Source organism: Brachybacterium sp. p3-SID1565 (genome assembly GCF_025143785.1).
Taxonomy (GTDB): Bacteria; Actinomycetota; Actinomycetes; order Actinomycetales; family Dermabacteraceae; genus Brachybacterium; species Brachybacterium epidermidis.
This window is the reverse complement of sequence record NZ_JAMBDS010000028.1, coordinates 21,052-37,699: the sequence shown is the minus strand read 5'-3', so window position 1 is coordinate 37,699 and position 16,648 is coordinate 21,052. Positions and strand designations below refer to the sequence as shown.

Below are 16,648 nucleotides of genomic sequence, written 5' to 3'. Positions count from 1 at the left end.
GCTCCGATTCTCCTTGCTGAGACTCGGAACGGAACCCAGGGCGCTTCAGATCAGGGTCTGCTGGTTGGTCGCTCTCATGCGCCTAGCCTGTAGCCAGGCTGGCCCACCCCACCAATCCCTGTGTGCAGTCCGATCTTGGATAGAGCGACGACGGCGTATAGACAACGGTCGAGCGCAAGCGGACTTGTGGAGGGGGGTCAGTGGATGCTCCACAATGCCTCGGTCAACCAACCCTCTACGAAGCCCATTGTGTTCTCAGGCGTCCATCCGAGCACCGAGGGGAACTTGCCCATGGTCGTCCGCAGATCGCTGGCGAACCGCGAGTCAGGATCGACATGCCGCAGCAAGTAGGCCAGGACTGCCGTCAGGAAGTAGACCTTGTTGGTGTCGGCAGATACGAGGTGGTGCAGTTCCTGCCCCACCATGCGGCTGTTGATCTTGTCCGGCGGGTAAACAGTGCTCCTGTTCCAGATGCGCGCGTTGTGAGCGCAGTGGTTGCGGAGCACGTTCAGGGCCTTCAGCCAGCCGAACAACACCTGCGGATTCTTGACCCCGACCTCCCCCGCGATGCGCCGCGCGTCCTGGGGCTGCATCATCCGATAGAGCCCGATCAGGCAGCCCATCGTCATGAACTCGGTTGCGGCCCACACCGGCACCTCACCGTCGTACTTGGTGGCGAAGTGGACCACGTAATCCTCACGGTCTGCCTTACGTTGCAAGGAGTCGTACTCGCTGCGCCAGGTGTCGTACTTCGTCCCCACATGGTCGGGTCCGCGCGATACTGCATTGCATCGCTGGGGGTTAAGGCCGCTGCGGTCCAGGTGGGCAAGGGGTCCGTGCTTCCCCAGGTGGTAGCCCACCTTGGTGCGAAGCGCGACCTCCAGTGACTGGATGGCGGGCAGCAAGGTACGTCGAAGCCGGTGGTCGAAATCGTGGAGCGCCAAGGCATCCGACAGGCACGCGCCCGCCACGAAGTCATCCGAGCGGTGCACGTTGCCAGCATCGTCGGTGGTGAAGGCCCTCATCGGGTAGGTGTAGGCCGAGAGGCGGTAGTAGCCGATGCGCTTCAAGGCGCGAACCGCGTCGCGCTCGCTGCCCACGTCCAGCCCGCGACTGGCCAAGAGACGAACCTGTTGGTCGTAAGGCAGGTGGGGCTTGGAGTAGCGCATCACACTATGGTGCCAAAGGAAAACCGGCCCATGCACGACATGTGGCGCAAGGCCGGTTGCCGAGAGAGGGGCCGGTGTTTATGCCCCTATGGTAGCCGCCAGGGCCGACCTCGCGTCAAGACCCCGCGCGGGTCTCCTGATTTCTGTGCCCTCCCCACAAGCGGCCCGCCCGTGGGCGGGGAGGCAGGACGCAGCCTGTACGGTTTCCGGAATGTACCGCGTACGTCCTCCCACCGGAGGGGTGGCGTAGCCCCTGTCAGCGCCTTGGCTGTGACACCCGCACTGTCCCCGGCCGTGATCGGGCCCACCGCCCGGCGTCTAGGGTGGTGCCCATGACTGCCACGCCCGCGCCGCAGGGCCACCCCCGCGCGGCTTCCATTGAGAGGGCCACCGGGACCGGGTTCGCCACCTGGGTGACGCGTCTGGACGAGGCCGGCGGCCGCGAGCTCGACCACGCTGCCATCGCCGGGATGCTGGTGGACCGCTGGGGCGTGGGGGAGTGGTGGGCGCAGTCCCTCACCGTCGCCTACGAGCAGCACATCGGCCGTCGCGTGGTGGGCCAGAGCCGCGAGGGTGATTTCGGTGCCTCCGCCTCCCGCGCCGTCGATGGCGGCATGGACCAGGTGCGCGAGCAGTGGCACCGCTTCATGACCGCCCCGCGCAGGCAGGAGCTGGGGCTGGGTGAGGGGCGCCTCACCGACTCGCAGAAGTGGCGGTACTGGCGGGCCGATGTCGAGGACGGTTCGAAGCTCTCCGTCAACGTCACCGCCAAGCCCGGCCGCGCCGGCGACACCGGCAGTCCGCCCCGCAGCACCCTCGCGATCGAGCACAAGGGCATCGAGAGCGCCCAGGCCCGCGACGCCTGGAAGGGCGCCTGGAGGGCCGTCCTGACCGACTTCACCACCTGGACCAAGGAGAACCGCGACCGATGAGCACCGCCCGCCCCGAGAGCTCCGCCCCCAGCCGCCCCGAGGCCGCCGGCAGCCCCCTGCTGCCCGCCGCCGACGGCAGCAGCGATCCCCACCAGTGGCTCGAGGACGTCGAGGGGGCCGATGCCCTGGCCTGGGTGAGGGAGCGCAACGCCGCGGCCGAGCAGGAGCTGGACGCCGTGCGCGACCCCGCGGACCCGGAGGGCGCACCCCTGGCCGCGACCCTGCAGCGGGAGATCCGCGAGATCCTCGATGCCAAGGACCGCATTCCCGGCGTCACCAAACGCGGCGAGTTCCTTTACAACTTCTGGACCGACGCCGACCACGAGCGCGGGCTCTGGCGCCGCACCACCCTGGACTCCTACCGCACCGATGACCCCCAGTGGGACGTGCTGCTGGACGTGGACGCCCTCAACGCGGAGGAGGGCGAGGACTGGGTGTGGCACGGCGCCAGCCTGCTGCGGCCCGAGGGCGCCGCCGGCGGCGAGCCGTACCGCCGGGCCCTGGTGCGCCTGTCCCACGGCGGCTCCGACGCCGACGTGACCCGCGAGTTCGACCTGGAGACCCGGTCCTTCATCCCCGAGGCCGACGGCGGCTTCGTGCGCCCGGCCGCGAAGGGCTCCCTGAGCTGGATCGACGAGGACACCACCTGGGTGTCCACCGACTTCGGGGAGGGCACCACCACCCTGTCCGGGTACCCGCGCCAGGCACGACTGTGGAAGCGCGGCACGGCGCTGGCCGAGGCGGAGCTGGTGTTCGAGGCCGACGAGACCGACATGAGCGTGTTCGTCGCCCACGACTCCACCCCCGGCTGGGAGCGTGACTGGATCGTCCAGATGCACGCCTTCTACGACACCACCCTGCACCTGGTGGACCGCGAGCAGTCCCCGCTGGCACTGGAGAGGATCGACGTCCCCCGCAACCTGGAGGCGAGCGCCCACCGCGACCTGGCAGTGTTCTCGCCGCGCAGCGACTGGGAGGTCGCAGGATCGGTCTACCCGGCCGGCTCCCTGGTGGTGGGCGACTTCGCGGCGTTCCGTGCCGGGGAGCCGGAGCTGACGATGCTGTTCGAGCCCACCGAGACCACCTCCCTGGCGGACATGACCATCACCCGCAGCGCCGTGGTGCTGTCGATCCTCGAGGACGTGGTGCACCGACTCGAGGTCCACACCCGCGACGGCGACGGCTCCTGGGTGCGGCGCGACCTGTACCCCGAGCTGAGCGGCTCCCTGGCGGTGGCCGCGGTGGACCCCGACGAGAACGACCAGGTGTGGGTGACGGTCACCGGCTTCATCGAGCCCACCCGCCTGTTGCTGGGCGACCTCGCGCCCCTCCTCGAGGGCGGGGAGCCCACCGAGCCGGAGCTGATCAAGTCCACCCCCGCCCGCTTCGAGGCGGAGGGACTGGAGGTCACGCAGCACTTCGCCACCAGCGACGACGGCACCCGCATCCCGTACTTCGAGATCGGCCGCGCCGGCCGCGCCGGGGACGAGAAGGAGGCCGCAGGTCCCTCGCCGACCCTGCTGTACGGCTACGGCGGCTTCGAGATCTCCCTGACCCCCGCCTACCTGGGCGCCATCGGCAAGGCATGGCTGGAGCGCGGAGGGACCTACGTGCTGGCCAACATCCGCGGCGGCGGCGAGTACGGGCCCCGCTGGCACCAGGCGGCGCTGAAGCAGAACCGCCACCGCGCCTACGAGGACTTCTCCTCCGTGGCCAAGGACCTGATCGAGCGCGGCGTCACCGACACCGCGCACCTCGCGGTACGGGGCGGCTCCAACGGCGGCCTGCTCACCGGCAACATGCTCACCCAGTACCCGGAGCTGTTCGGGGCGGTCATCATCCAGGTGCCGCTGCTGGACATGAAGCGCTACAGCCACCTGCTGGCCGGGAACTCGTGGATGGCCGAGTACGGGGACCCGGATACCGAGGACTGGGAGTTCGTGCGCACCTTCAGCCCGTACCACCTGCTGGCCGAGGGCACCGAGTACCCGCCCACCTTCCTGCTCACCTCCACCCGTGACGACCGCGTCCATCCCGGTCATGCCCGCAAGTTCGCCGCCGCCCTGGAGTCGCTGGGGGCCGACGTGCGCTCCTGGGAGAACATCGAGGGCGGTCATGGCGGCGCGGCCACCAATGAGCAGGCCGCCCGGATGAACGCGCTGATGTACGCCTTCCTGTGGAGCACCATCGGCAGGAACGACGCATGAGCGACCCCGTGCACCCGGCTGCAGGCACCCCCAGTGACCAAGCCCCGGCCGAGCAGCCCGAGTCCTTCGACGACCTGATGGATCGTCTGGCCGCCGAGCAGCAGGACGAGGACGACCCGGCCTCCGGCACAGACGCCGAGGAGGGCCTCGAAGCGGACGGCCGCCCCGAGCCGCCGTTGCGCGGTGACGAGGCCGCCACCCTCGACGGCTTCCTCGCCTTCCTGCGAGCCACGGTGCTCGTCAAGACCGCAGGCCTGACCGATGAGCAGGGTGCCCGCCCGGTGCTGGGGACCCTCACCACCGTGACCGGGCTGCTGCGGCACCTGGCCGATGTGGAGCGCTACTGGTTCCGCGCGGTGGTGGGAGGGGTGCCGGAGTCGGAGGTGGGATACCGATGGATGGACGTCTCCGAGAACCCCGACCGCGATGCCGAGTTCCGGCTCGAGGACGGTGCTTCCGTGGAGGAGGCCCGCACCGACTACCGCGAGGCCTGTGAGGGGTCCCTGGCGCAGCGCGCACAGCGGGACCTCCACGAGGAGGTGCGCGGAACCGGCGAGCCCCGCACCCTGCGCTGGGTGCTGACCCACATGATCGAGGAGACCGCCCGGCACGTCGGCCACCTCGATGTGCTCACCGAACTGATCGACGGCCGGACAGGGGAGTGACCGTGCGACTGCTCAACAACCACTCGATCATCGAGCGCCCGGGCCAGGACGAACTGCTGACCATACGCAACGACCTGATGACGGTGTACCGGGAGATCAGCGACGGCGACGATGCCGATGACCGGTTGTTCCCGCTGCGCTACGCCCGGGCCACCCCGCGGCGCCTGCCCCGTCGACGCGCCCCCGGCAGCGCCCGCACGGTGCCGGACCGCGCCCAGGTGCCGCTGCTGGTGATCCCGGACGGCCCCGGCATGGCCTCCGTTCTCCCTTACGACAACCTGCGCCGCTCCTTGGCCTCGCGCGGCGTCGACGTGCTGATGATGGAGCACCGCGGGGTGGGCCTGTCCCGCCTGGACTCCACCGGGGCGGATCTGCCGGTGGAGTCGATGCGGCTGCGGAACGTGCTCGGCGACCTGGTGGCGGTGCTGGACCACGCCCGGGTGCAGCAGGCCGCCGTGTACGGCACGGGCTACGGCGCCTACCTGGCGCAGGCTCTCGCCGCCCTGCATCCCGAGCGGGTGTACTCGCTGGTGCTGGACTCCCCGCTCACCGGGGCAGACGACGAACTGGCCGGGCAGCAGGCCCTGCGGGACATGTACTGGGAGGGCAACGACCCCGCCACCGCCACCACCGCCCGGGTGCTGCGCCGCCTGGTGGAGGGCGGCGTGGTGGACGGTCACCGCGCCGGCACCATCGTGCTGGCCGTCCACGAGTACGGCGGCCCGGAGGCCGTGCGCGACCTGGTGGACCTGCTGGCCATGGACCGCGGCCAGCTCACCTGGAACAGCATCCGGCAGGTGCTCGCCCAGCGCTGGCTGGAATCCACCCCCTACGTGCGCGAGCTGGACCTCGTCGCCCCCATCGCCCACACCGAGCTGGGCAGCGGTCGCCATGCCGACGGTCGGCCGATGGACTCCCTGGTGCTGCCCGCGGAGCAGGCAAGAGCCGTCGCGGACTTCGAGGGCGAGCCGTTGGACCTGCACGACCTCGCCGGCCGCATCACCGCACCCACCCTGGTGGTCGCGGGTGGTCGGAACCTGCTGCTGCCGCCGCGCACCGCCCGTGATCTCGCCCGGCGGATCCCCGGGGCGCGCCTGCTGGAGCTGCCGGGCACGGGCCACTCGGTGCTGGACTCGCACTCGCAGATCGCGCAGGTGGCCGCCCGCTGGAGCGTGGCGGGGGCCGCGCACCTGCTGCCGGACCGTGCCGTCGAGCTGGCCGAGCTGCCTCGCACCCCCGTCAACAAGGTGCTCCAGCGGGGCCTGCAGCTGGCCATGGCCGCGGAGAGGTTCTCCCCGTGGAGACTGCGACTGGAATCGGCCCGGGTGCGCCGCGAGCAGGCGCAGGTGGATCCGCTGGCACGACGATCGCGACGCGTGCGCCTGGACTGACCCCGGCATGTGATCCGCGACCGGGCTGTTCCCGCAGGACAGAGCTCGCTATACCCTTGCTGCCGGGGCCCCGGAGCCGGGGCCGGAGGGGAACGTCATGCGCCGTCGAGCCACCGGGATTCGCAGCGCCGCGCCGCTGGTGCGCAGCCACCGGGGCGGGATCGCGCTACTCGCAGCCTCCGTGCTGCTGATGGGCGGGGTGGGCACCGCTGCCCTGGGCGCAGCGGGGGTGGGCCCCTTCTCCGGTCGTTCCGGTGCAGTGGAGGACGCGGCCCACACCGCTCCGGCCCCCAGCGTGCCGGCCGAGCCGACCCCCGCGCAGGAGCCGACTGCGGAGCCCGCCGAACCCGAGCCCACCAGTGCCGAGGGTGCGGGCTCCCACGCCGCACCGACGGACAGTCCCGAGCCGGCAGGGCCGAGGGGGACGGGAGAGCCGGCCATGGATGAACCCACCGCCGAGCAGTCCGCGACCGCTGTCCCTGTCGACGGTCAGCGGCATGAGGGCGCGGACGACAGAGGTGCTCAGCGCTCCGCGGGCTCCACGGAGCCGCATCGCAGCGACGGTGGTGACCGGCACCGGACCGGGTCCTCCGGCACCTCGAGCAACCGCGGCCCCGGCACCCTCACCCGTCCCGCCCCGAGCAACGGCACCGATGACGAAGGCAGCGGAGGCCCTGCGCCCACTGAGCCTGCGGAAACCTCGCCCGGTGTGCCCGAAGCGCCCGGCGACTCCGGGACGACACCCGCGGAGACGTCCCCCACCTCACCCGGCGGCGGGGGGAGCAGCGGTGAGCCGTCGGATCCCGCCTCCCCGTCGCAGCCGGAGCCCGCTCCGCAGGGACCGAGCCCCACGGATCCCGGGGGCAGCGACGACACGGGAGACTCCGGGGGCGGTCAGGACCAGGAGTGATGTCCAGTGAGGCTGTGACCTGACGACGGTGCTCAGCCGCGACAGGCCACGACGAAACCGCCTTCGTCCAGGACGGTCGCGTACTCGGCGCCCCAGCGTTCCTGCGCCCAGTGTGCCGGGTCCGCCGGGACCGAGCCGCCCCAGGAGAACGCGTAGCGGTCCACCAGGACGCAGTCCGGCACCCGCTGGTTCGGGCCGTGCATCCACTGCACGTCATGGTCAGGGACGGCCTGCGCGAGCAGTGTGATGTCCACGGCCAGCACCGAGCCGTCCGGCACGGCATCGAGGGCGGCCTGGGCGGGGGCGGCCCGCCAGGTGAGCGCCCACTTCTCGGGCCGCACGAGGTCCATCACCGGCATCGAGGAGCCCAGCACCAGGGTCACCGCGGCCGTGGCGGCCACTGCCGTCACCCGCACAGTGCGGCCTGGACGCGGCGCATCCGTGCGCAGCCAGGCCGAGGCGCGATCACTGCGTCGATCCCCGAGCGCATCCAGCAGTGCGGCCATCGCGATCGGGATCAGCACCGCGTTGTAGTGCCAGTACCAGTCCCAGTAGAACTCCACCGTGCCGGTGAAGCGCCACGCCAGGGTGGGCACCATCATCCAGATCAGCGGGGACCGCGCCCCGATCACCCCGGCCGCCAGCAGGAGCATGCCCGCCGTCACCCACTTCACCGGCGGCCAGAGCACCTCGAGCGGGGAGCCGAGATTGTCGGTGTAGTCGTACTGCCCGGCCGTGTTGAGCATCGGCAGGATCACGAAGGTGGACAGCACGAACCAGCCGATCCCCCAGCTGAAAAGCCCCAGGCCCTCACGGCGGTACGGGGCGTGACGCAGGGCGACGACCGCCCCCAGCATCGCGACCGTGAGCCCCAGGTCCTCCTTGACCAGCACCAGCGGTGCAGCCCACAGTGCGCTGGCGGCGATCCTCCCCCGCAGCAGGGCGGTCAGGGAGAACGCCAGCAGGGGCACGGCGAAGGCGATCTCGTGGAACTGCACATCGGCTGCGGCCTGCAGCCCGAAGGAGAACGCGTAGGCAGCGCCCGCGAGGGACCCCAGCGCGGGGCCCAGGCGGTCGATCGCCACCCGGGTCAGGGGGATCGCCGATACTCCCAGCAGCAGGGCCTGGGTCCACAGCAGCGCCTCGCCGGAGGGCCACACCCACCACACCGGTGCCAGCGCCACCAGGATCGGGTGGAAGTGGTCGCCCAGCAGGTTCACGTCATCGCCCTTGATCGGCACGATGGGCGCGCCCAGCTCGCCGTAGGCCCGGGCCAGCTGGGTGAAGATACCCAGGTCCCAGGAGAGGGACACCAGGTTGCGCCACTGCTGGGTGCCCAGCAGCCCGTAGGCGAGCGCGGCCAGCACCGCCAGCAGGGATGGCACCAATCGGCGTGCCCACCGGGTGGGGGCGTCGGCCTCGAGCCGGGCAGAGGAGGGCCCGGCGGGGCGCACGGTCGCTTCAGGCACGCAGTGAGGGTATACGGGTGCGCGGGGGTCGCCCAGTTCACGAGCGCGCGGGCAGGGCTGCGTCGACGACGGGTAGACCTTCGTCTGGGTGGATACGACCTGAGGTCGACGACCGGCACGGTCTGGCGCGTCTACGGTGCGTCCATGACGTCCTTCACGGTCCTCGGCCCCGGTCCCGATCTGCCTGGCCCGCTCCGCTCCCGCCGTACCCGCATACTGATCGCGGCCGGGGTCACCGGTGCGCTGACCCTGATCGAGCCACGGGAGCTGGGGCCGCGGCAACGAGCTGCGTACCGCCTCGTCGTCGCCGGCGGCTGCGGTGTGCTGATGGCTGATCTCGCGCATGAGGACGAGCCGATCATCGACCCCGCCCGGGACGGCCTGCTGGCCGGGGGGATGACTCTGGGCCTCATGGACCTGACCGAGCACGTGGACGGCCGGATCGTGGACGTGCTGCGCGGTCTCGGAGTGGAGCGGCCGCGGCCGCTGATGGCGGCGCTCAATGCGCTGTCCACCGCCGCCCTGTACGCACTGACGCCCAGCAGCGGTGGGTGGGTGGCCGCCGAGGACGTCTTCGGGGAGCCCGAGCCGCAGGAGCTGCCGGAGCCGGTGCGCGAGCTGGTGGCCCTGCTGCTGGAGGCCCCGGAGGCAGGGGAGGACCTGCCCGGGGCCGCCGCGCTGCGCGAGCAGCTCGCCGATGCACGCACCCAGGACCTCGGCTTCCCCAGCAGCGACGTGCAGCTGGTGGTGGAGGATCCCCGGCACCTGGCGGTGCCGCACCAGCAGACCTGGGCGGTCACCGGGGCCTTCGAGCGCGACGGCATAGCCCACCGGCTCGAGCTGCAGATCGGCGACGGCGTGCTTTCTATGCTCAGCGTGATGGTGGAGGACGAGCCCTTCACCGACGAGAACGGCGAGGCGGACGACGAGGCACTGGAGGCGGCGATCGACGCGCTGTCCTCACCGGGCTTCCGCTGGCCCCGAGCCGCGGAGGTCACCGTGCAGCGGGAATCGGAGCAGGCGGTCTGAGAACCGCGCGGTGCACCGGCCGGTGGTGTGCCGCATGAACGTCAGGGGTGCGGGCGAGAGCCTGCGAGCGGGAGGCCTCGGGCGGGGCGTGTCGGGGGACGCGCCCCGCCCGTTGTTCGCTCTCAGGCCCCGATGCTGCAGGCCACGCCGTTGAACCCGTGGTTGCAGTACCCGTAGGGGTTCTTCGCGAGGTACTGCTGGTGCTCGGGCTCGGCGGTGAAGTAGGCGCCGCAGCCCGCCTCCGACAGCGGGGACAGTTCCGTGGAGATCCGGCCGCGTCCCGCTTCGGTGAGCGCCTCCTGGTACTGCTCGGCGCTCGTGCGCACGATCTCGCCCTGGGCGGGGGTGGTCCAGTACACGGCGCTGCGGTACTCGGTGCCCACGTCGTTGCCCTGGCGGTTCGCGGTGGTGGGATCGTGCTGCTGCCAGAACTCGGTGAGCAGGGCCCGCAGGGTGTCGTCCCCACCGGTGTAGATGACCCGCACTGACTCGGCGTGCCCCGTGCGGGCCGAGAACACCTCCTCGTACGTGGGGTGCGGGGTGTACCCGCCCGCGTACCCCGCGGAGGTGGTGTGGACCCCGGGGATCTGCCAGGCGATCCGCTCGATGCCCCAGAAGCAGCCGCCGGCCAGGATGATCTCCTCGCTACCGATGGGCCATGGCCGCGGATCGACGGGGGAGTCGGGCCCCAGCATGTCGGTGCCCAGCACCAGGTGCTCTCGCTCGAGCGCGTAGGGGTACCGGTCGCGGCCCGGGAGCGCGTTTTCGGGTGCGACCATCTGCTTCTTGTGCCCGTACAGCAGGTCCATCATCTGCCACATGCGACCCACCGTACGCCGCTGTGCAGGGGCTGCGCCGTGGCCGGTGCCACGTCTACGCGATCAGCCGAAAATTCGACATCGATCCCCGTGATGGACCGGTCCCGTGATCGAGCGATGGTCACCATGGCCTCCGATGCGTCCTCCCCCCGTCCGAACATCGTCTTCATCCTCACCGACGACCACGCCGCTCACGCGGTCAGCGCCTACTCGGGCCGGATCAACTCCACCCCGCACCTGGACCGCATCGCGCAGGAGGGGGCGCGGCTGGACGCGCTGTACTGCACCAACTTGATCTGCACCCGCACCCGCAAGCTGATCCACTTCTACGGCGACGGCCTGGGCGCTCCGGGAGCCAGCGACGCGGTGCGCGGGGGCTGAGGGGGACCGGCCGGTCACCGGCCGTTCAGTCGGCCCGGGGCAGCACCACGGTCAGCAGGGCGATCAGTGCGAGGACCCCCGGCACGACCATCCACGGCCCCAGGTCCACCCCCATCAGCGCCACCACGAGCAGCCCGGCCACGGCACTTCCGGCCAGGACCGTCAGCGCTCCCTTCCCCACCAGGGCCCAAGCGGCGGCGGAGTGCAGGCCGTGCGCGGGGCCCGTCGCTGCGATGGCGAACGCCATGTGGGCCAGCAGCAGTGCGAGCCCGATCCCTGCCGCGCGGAGCACTCCCGGATCGCTCTGCCCCACCAGCAGCAGCATGATGGCCAGGGGCGGCAGCACGCCGAGGTCGGAGTCGGGCAGCAGCACCTGGACCAGCAGGCCGCAGGCCACGGCCAGGGCCGCGATGATCGCGGCCAGGTTCGAACCGAGCGGCCCGGGGGCGGCCAGCAGCAGCGCTGCCACCGTGGTCACGACTCCCGCCGCGCGCAGCAGGAGCTGCGAGGGGCTCACGGTGCGCAGTTCCAGCAGCTGCCGGGCGATCGGATCCACCAGATGGCCCAGACGCATCAGGACCTCCTCATCCGCGGTGCGGATCGGGCCTGCGACAGTGACAGCAGCACCGGCGCGAGCGACGACGGCCCTTCCCAGGCGGTCACCGGCACCCCGGCCTCGCGCAGCTCCCGCACCGTGCGTTCGCGCAGCATGCGGCGCAGAGCCCATGCCTCGGGCCAGAACCGCTCGGAGGAGGCGTCGTTGACCCTGACGGGCCTTCCGCGCAGCACGGAGACGTCACCGATGCTCGGCGGCAGGGTGTCCACCACGATCACGTCCGCGCCCTGCGCCACCAGCTCGCCGATCTGGGTGATGGTGGTGGGGGCCAGAAGCGGTGAGCACACCACGGTGAGGGTCCCGGTGCGCACTGAGCGCAGTCGCCGCGAGGGCTTGGTCAGGCCGTCCTCCCGCATGGCGCGGGACAGGGCGTCGGTGAGCACCCGCGACTGGCGCGGCCCGGTGCCGGCGGGCACGGGGCCGATCAGATGGCCCAGGTCGAACAGGGCCACGCGGTCCCCGGCCGTCAGGTAGTGGCGGGCCACCGCCGAGGTCGCACGGATGGTCATGTCCAGACTGGTGGGGGCGTCGTCGCCGGCCCACGGCGCCGGCCGCACATCGGCCGTGGTGTCGGTGACCACCAGCACGTCGGTGTCCTGCTCGGTGAAGGTGGCGTTGGTGTGGAGCGTCCCGGTGCGGTTGGTGACCCGCCAGTTGATGCGGTGGAGCCTGTCGCCCGTGCGGAACTGCCGCACCTCCGACAGGGCCGTGCCGTCGCCGCGGCGGCTGGACAGGTGCACGCCGCTGACGCCGATCGGGGTGGGAACGCCGACGGGGGCATCCAGCACCGTGGAGCCCGGCACCACCTGCAGCGACTGCGAGGGCAGCGTCAGCTGGGCCCGGAACGCCCCCAGGGAGTCGGCCAGGAGCACGTGCGTCGGCCCCACGTCCACGCGGCCCCAGCGGTGGGCCGTCAGCCGCAGCCTTGTCTCGCCGTCACCCACCACCGAGCCGTACCGGGGATGCATGTCGGCGTGGGGGCGCAGGGGAACGGTGGTGGCGGTCAGGACGCCCGGCGAAGCGCTCACCGTGGCCGCCGTGGTGGCGCCCTCCTCGATCACCGCCCGGCCCAGCCGGATCGTGGGGCGCTCGATGCCGAGTGCCTCGTCGCGTGAGATGCGTCGGGCCGTGGCGATCAGGGCCCATACCAGCAGCGGCAGGCCCGCCAGCACCAGGTGCGGGCGTCCCAGGATCACGGCGAGGGCCACGGCTCCGCATCCCACCACGGCAGCGCGGATCAGCGCCGCCGAGGGCCTGGTGCGGATCGGCCGCCCTGCGGGTGGGGCCGTGGGGGAGCAGCTCACGTGCGGACCTGGTCGTCCTCAGCGGCGGGCACGGCGACCGAGTGCAGGGCGGCCTCGACCACGCCGGCGCCGGTGGCGTTCTGCAGCCACAGCTCGGGCTTGACCGTCACCCGGTGGTCCAGTGCCGGATGTGCGAGGGCCTTGACGTCCTCGGGGACCACGTAGTCGCGGCCGCGGATCACCGCCAGTGCCCGGGCGCATGTGATCAGCGCCAGGGTGCCTCGCGGGGATGCCCCCACCAGCGCGTGGGAGTGATCGCGGGTGGCGGTCACGAGTTCCACTGCGTAGTGGCCCACGGTGTCCTCCACGTGCACGGTCTCCACGGCCTGCTGCGCGCTGAGCAGGCCTTCGGCGTCGAGCACCTGCTGCACAGACTGCTCCTCCTGGCGGCGGCGGATGCGACGCGCGACCACGTCCCATTCCTGCTCCGGGCTCGGGTAACCGAAGGACAGGCGCAGCAGGAAGCGGTCCAGCTGGGCCTCCGGCAGGGGATAGGTGCCCTCGTGCTCGACGGGGTTGGCGGTGGCCAGCACGTGGAAGGGCTGCGGGAGTCTGCGCGTGGTGCCCTCGACGGAGACCTGCCGCTCCTGCATCGCCTCCAGCAGGGCCGACTGGGTCTTCGGAGGGGTGCGGTTGATCTCGTCGGCCAGCAGCAGACCGGTGAACACCGGCCCCGGCCGGAACACGAACTCGCCGGTGCGCTGGTCGAAGACCTCGGCACCGGTGAGGTCGGCCGGCAGCAGGTCAGGGGTGAACTGAGCGCGGGTGAAGGGCAGTCCCAGCGCCTGGGCGAAGGAGCGCGCGGCGAGGGTCTTGCCCAGTCCTGGGAGATCCTCGAGCAGCACGTGGCCGCCGGCGAGGATGCCTGCCAGCACCAGTTCCAGGGCGTCTCGCTTGCCGACCACGGCGGTCTCGACCGCATCGAGCACCTCGGTGGCGACACGTGAGGCCTCGGGGACGGACATGACGGTCCCGTGGGAGTCGGACGGGTTCTGGTGCTGGGTCATCGGTCCCTCTCCTCGCGCGCGGCGAGCTCATGGAGATAGCGGTGCAGGGTGCGGCGGTCGATGGGGCTGACGGCGGGCACGGAGCCCTCGGGGGCGGCAGGGGTACGGGAGCGTTCGATCAGCTGCGACAGGTTCGAGCTCAGAACGGGGGCGTCGGGGTCGAGGGCGCGCTCGTCGGCGACCTCGCCGAGCACCTGGCCCAGGGTGCGGGCGGTCATGCGACGGCTGGGCTGTGCGCCGTAGATCGCGTCCTCCAGCCTGCGCACGCGCATGTCCTGGGCGTGGGGGAGGGCGTAGTCGGCATCCAGGTCCAGCTGCGGCGGGTGCAGCTGTTCGGCGCGGTCCGCTCCTCGGTCCACGATCCACAGCACCGTGCCCAGGGCCAGCCCCAGAGCCAGGGGGATGGGCCAGGAGACCCGCAGGCCGAAGGTGGCGCTGACGGCGATCACCGCGGCCGCGAGCAGCAGGCAGGCGGCCAGCCGCACCAGCAGCGGCAGCGCGTCCTTCAGCATCCGGCGTGGGGGAGGGGCGCTCCTGCCCGGCTGCCCGGCGGCAGCGGTCCGCCTGCTCATCGTCGCCCCTGCCCCACGGCCCGGTCCAGATCCGCTCTCAGCGCGCGCAGCAGCTCGAGCGCCTGGTCACGGTCGGGCTCGGTGAGAGGGGAGGGGTCGAACAGGGCCCGGCGGTAGAGGTGAGCGAAGGAGTCCAGCGAGGACCTGTCGAGCTCGAGTCCGCTGAGGACGTCGACCACGTACTCCCGGGTGGTCTGCGAGGGGTGCCGGCGGATGCCCACGGCAGCGATGGTCCGCTCCAGTGTCAGCCAGGCCGCGATCACCGCGCTCTGCGCATCGACCACGGTGGACAGGTGCTCCTGCGCCTCCTGGAGGGCGGCGCGGGCCTGGCCCACGGTGAGCTCCTCGGCGTCCTCCCCAGCCACATCGAGCGGTGGCTGTGCGAGGGCCCGCATGCGCATGAGCACCCAGATCGCGAGCACCGAGAGCAGCAGCACCACCGCGGCGACGCCGAGGATCAGGCCCAGGGGATTGTCGCGGCGCTGCTCGGGCGGGATGGGTGCTTCGTAGGTCTCCCAGTCGGCCTCCTCGTAGGGCTCGCGCGCGGCGGGGACGGTCTCGAGATCCCGCTCGCGCTCACCCACGAAGACGCCCATCTCGCCCCTGTCGGCGGCGGCACCCAGGGAGATCAGGCCGATCCCGCCCAGGGACAGCAGGAGCAGCAGCAGGGCCAGCATGCGGTGCGGGGAGCTCTGGGCCGTCACTGTGCCCCTCCCGCCGGCGATCCCGTCCCGCCTGCCGGCGAATGCCCGTGCGGGGAGGTGACCACCACCATCTGCTCCCCGGCGATGCGGGTGAGGACCAGGGTCGCGGACTCCTCGCCGAAGCGGCGCGGCCGCAGCCTGCGCCGCAGCTCCTCGGGCTCCACGGCGGTACCGCGCTTCTTGATCTCCAGCACCCCCAGGCGGTGCTCCTTGAGGTACGAGGTGAGGCGCTTGAGGCTGAACGGCATCACGTCCCGCACCGCGTACCCGCGCGCGAAGGGGGTGGTGGTGCGCACGTCGCCGGTCAGGTACGCGATCGTGGGATCCAGGGTGTGCGCATCGAGGTCTCGGGCCAGGCGGCCGATGAGGCCGGCCCGGATCACCGCTCCGTCGGGCTCGTAGAGGTGGTCGCCCAACGGGCCGGGCTGCGGATCCCCGGGCACCTCGCCGCTGTCGGCGCGATCGCCCGCACCCGTGAACGCGGGCGGGCTGACGCTCTCGTCGCTCTCGTCGACGTTCGGTCCGGTGCCATGACTGCGCGCCGTGAGCAGGTGCGCACCGTCGCGGTCCACCACCAGAGCGCTGGTGGGGGTGCCGGGCGTGGCCAAGGGCCCGAACCAGCAGGTGGCCTCCAGCACCTGGCCGTGCCAGGACAGCCATTGGGTCTCGGTGCCGGCCGGCAGCAGCTCCCGGTCGATCGCGGGTCCGAGCTTCGCGCCCAGAGCGCCGAAGCGCACGCGCGATCCCCCGTCGCCGCTCGGTGCGCAGGGCCCCTCGAGCTCTGTGCCGCCGTGCAGGCTCCCCAGCCGGGCGGCCAGCTCGATCACGGCCGACAGCGGCGGCTCGTACTCCTCCGGGTCGTGCAGGCGCCGGGTGCCGCGACCGGAGACGGCTCGCCGAGCGGGATCCAGCCAGATGCCCTCGGTCTGCGTGGGGTCGTGGCCCTCGGCGCGGCCCAGCTGCACCCGTGCGTTGGGGAAGGGGCGCAGGTTCACGGTGGCCACGGCCACCGTGGCCGGATCGCGGTCCACGGCCAGCACGTCCATGCCCAGGCCGGCCAGGGCCATCGAGTCCCCGCCGATCCCGCAGCCCAGATCGGCCACGGAGCCCACCCCGGCCTTCGCGAAGCGCTCGGCGTGCAGGGCTGCCACCGGCAGCCGGGTCGCCTGCTCCAGACCGTGCGGGGTGAAGAGCATCGAGGCGGCGAACTCCCCGAACTTCTCGGTGGCGCGGGCGCGCAGCCGGGACTGGGTGAGCGCGGCGGAGACCAGGGCGGGGTCGTGCCCGGCCTCGCGCAGCGTGGCGCCCAGGCGCAGGGCGTCCTTCTCCCGGTACGGGGGCAGGGTGTTCAGCAGCGTCCACCCCTCGGGGCGCAGCAACGGCTCCAGTGCCCGCACGGCGTCATCGGCCTGCGCGTCGGCATCGTTCGCGGAGGGCGCAGGCATGAGAGCGACCCTACCGGCCCGCGGCCGGG

Annotated in this window: 16 protein-coding genes; 7 read left to right on the top strand and 9 right to left on the bottom strand. The window is 72.0% G+C overall.

What is annotated here, in order from left to right; genetic code table 11:
* Positions 1 to 197 precede the first annotated feature (197 nt).
* Positions 198 to 1,169: an Abi family protein gene (locus tag M4D54_RS08260; protein ID WP_259890948.1), complete on the bottom strand. Its 972-nt coding sequence runs from the start codon at positions 1,167 to 1,169 to the stop codon at positions 198 to 200.
* Positions 1,170 to 1,501: 332 nt separating this feature from the next.
* Here M4D54_RS08260 and M4D54_RS08255 point away from each other — a divergent pair, with 332 nt between their 5' ends.
* The 5 genes from M4D54_RS08255 to M4D54_RS08235 all read left to right on the top strand — a co-directional run bounded on the left by M4D54_RS08255 (position 1,502) and on the right by M4D54_RS08235 (position 7,274).
* Positions 1,502 to 2,101 carry a hypothetical protein gene (locus M4D54_RS08255; RefSeq protein ID WP_259890947.1) on the top strand — a complete coding sequence of 200 codons (600 nt, stop codon included), beginning with the start codon at positions 1,502 to 1,504 and terminating at the stop codon, positions 2,099 to 2,101.
* Complete coding sequence (locus M4D54_RS08250; protein ID WP_259890946.1) at positions 2,098 to 4,308, top strand: prolyl oligopeptidase family protein; 2,211 nt, start codon at positions 2,098 to 2,100, stop codon at positions 4,306 to 4,308. The genes M4D54_RS08255 and M4D54_RS08250 overlap by 4 nt, the downstream gene beginning before the upstream one ends.
* Positions 4,305 to 4,973 (top strand): DinB family protein, encoded by a 669-nt coding sequence (locus M4D54_RS08245; protein WP_259890945.1) that lies wholly within the window; start codon positions 4,305 to 4,307, stop codon positions 4,971 to 4,973. The genes M4D54_RS08250 and M4D54_RS08245 overlap by 4 nt, the downstream gene beginning before the upstream one ends.
* Positions 4,970 to 6,364 (top strand): alpha/beta hydrolase, encoded by a 1,395-nt coding sequence (locus M4D54_RS08240; RefSeq protein WP_259890944.1) that lies wholly within the window; start codon positions 4,970 to 4,972, stop codon positions 6,362 to 6,364. The genes M4D54_RS08245 and M4D54_RS08240 overlap by 4 nt, the downstream gene beginning before the upstream one ends.
* 97 nt (positions 6,365 to 6,461) lie before the next feature.
* Positions 6,462 to 7,274, top strand: a complete 813-nt coding sequence (locus tag M4D54_RS08235) for a hypothetical protein (RefSeq protein ID WP_259890943.1) — start codon at positions 6,462 to 6,464, stop codon at positions 7,272 to 7,274.
* A gap of 32 nt (positions 7,275 to 7,306) precedes the next feature.
* On the opposite strand, the gene M4D54_RS08230 is transcribed toward M4D54_RS08235, so the two are convergent.
* Positions 7,307 to 8,743, bottom strand: coding sequence for a DUF2079 domain-containing protein (locus M4D54_RS08230; RefSeq protein ID WP_259890942.1), 1,437 nt, complete (start codon positions 8,741 to 8,743; stop codon positions 7,307 to 7,309).
* A 144-nt stretch (positions 8,744 to 8,887) separates the two neighbouring features.
* On the opposite strand from M4D54_RS08230, the gene M4D54_RS08225 reads away from it, so the two are divergent.
* Positions 8,888 to 9,772, top strand: a complete 885-nt coding sequence (locus tag M4D54_RS08225) for a hypothetical protein (protein WP_193865569.1) — start codon at positions 8,888 to 8,890, stop codon at positions 9,770 to 9,772.
* Between the two features lie 122 nt (positions 9,773 to 9,894).
* On the opposite strand, the gene msrA is transcribed toward M4D54_RS08225, so the two are convergent.
* Entirely contained in the window at positions 9,895 to 10,593 is a 699-nt protein-coding gene (gene msrA, locus M4D54_RS08220) for a peptide-methionine (S)-S-oxide reductase MsrA (RefSeq protein ID WP_259890941.1), read from the bottom strand.
* A gap of 90 nt (positions 10,594 to 10,683) precedes the next feature.
* Between msrA and M4D54_RS08215 the strand changes: the two genes are divergently transcribed.
* Positions 10,684 to 10,971: a sulfatase-like hydrolase/transferase gene (locus M4D54_RS08215; protein ID WP_259890940.1), complete on the top strand. Its 288-nt coding sequence runs from the start codon at positions 10,684 to 10,686 to the stop codon at positions 10,969 to 10,971.
* A gap of 25 nt (positions 10,972 to 10,996) precedes the next feature.
* On the opposite strand, the gene M4D54_RS08210 is transcribed toward M4D54_RS08215, so the two are convergent.
* The 6 genes from M4D54_RS08210 to M4D54_RS08185 are packed head-to-tail and all read right to left on the bottom strand — an operon-like array spanning position 10,997 to position 16,619.
* Entirely contained in the window at positions 10,997 to 11,545 is a 549-nt protein-coding gene (locus M4D54_RS08210) for a hypothetical protein (protein ID WP_259890939.1), read from the bottom strand.
* A complete protein-coding gene (locus tag M4D54_RS08205) occupies positions 11,545 to 12,891 on the bottom strand; it encodes a DUF58 domain-containing protein (RefSeq protein WP_259890938.1) in 1,347 nt (448 codons plus the stop codon). Before M4D54_RS08205 ends, M4D54_RS08210 begins: the two co-directional genes overlap by 1 nt.
* The gene (locus tag M4D54_RS08200; protein ID WP_396121481.1) at positions 12,888 to 13,898 is read right to left on the bottom strand and encodes an AAA family ATPase; all 1,011 of its coding nucleotides are present in this window, start codon (positions 13,896 to 13,898) and stop codon (positions 12,888 to 12,890) included. The genes M4D54_RS08205 and M4D54_RS08200 overlap by 4 nt, the downstream gene beginning before the upstream one ends.
* The gene (locus tag M4D54_RS08195) at positions 13,895 to 14,470 is read right to left on the bottom strand and encodes a hypothetical protein (RefSeq protein WP_259890937.1); all 576 of its coding nucleotides are present in this window, start codon (positions 14,468 to 14,470) and stop codon (positions 13,895 to 13,897) included. Before M4D54_RS08195 ends, M4D54_RS08200 begins: the two co-directional genes overlap by 4 nt.
* Positions 14,467 to 15,174, bottom strand: a complete 708-nt coding sequence (locus tag M4D54_RS08190; RefSeq protein ID WP_259890936.1) for a DUF4129 domain-containing protein — start codon at positions 15,172 to 15,174, stop codon at positions 14,467 to 14,469. The genes M4D54_RS08195 and M4D54_RS08190 overlap by 4 nt, the downstream gene beginning before the upstream one ends.
* On the bottom strand, positions 15,171 to 16,619 hold the full coding sequence (locus M4D54_RS08185; protein WP_259890935.1) for a class I SAM-dependent methyltransferase: 1,449 nt from the start codon (positions 16,617 to 16,619) through the stop codon (positions 15,171 to 15,173). Before M4D54_RS08185 ends, M4D54_RS08190 begins: the two co-directional genes overlap by 4 nt.
* Positions 16,620 to 16,648: the final 29 nt, after the last annotated feature.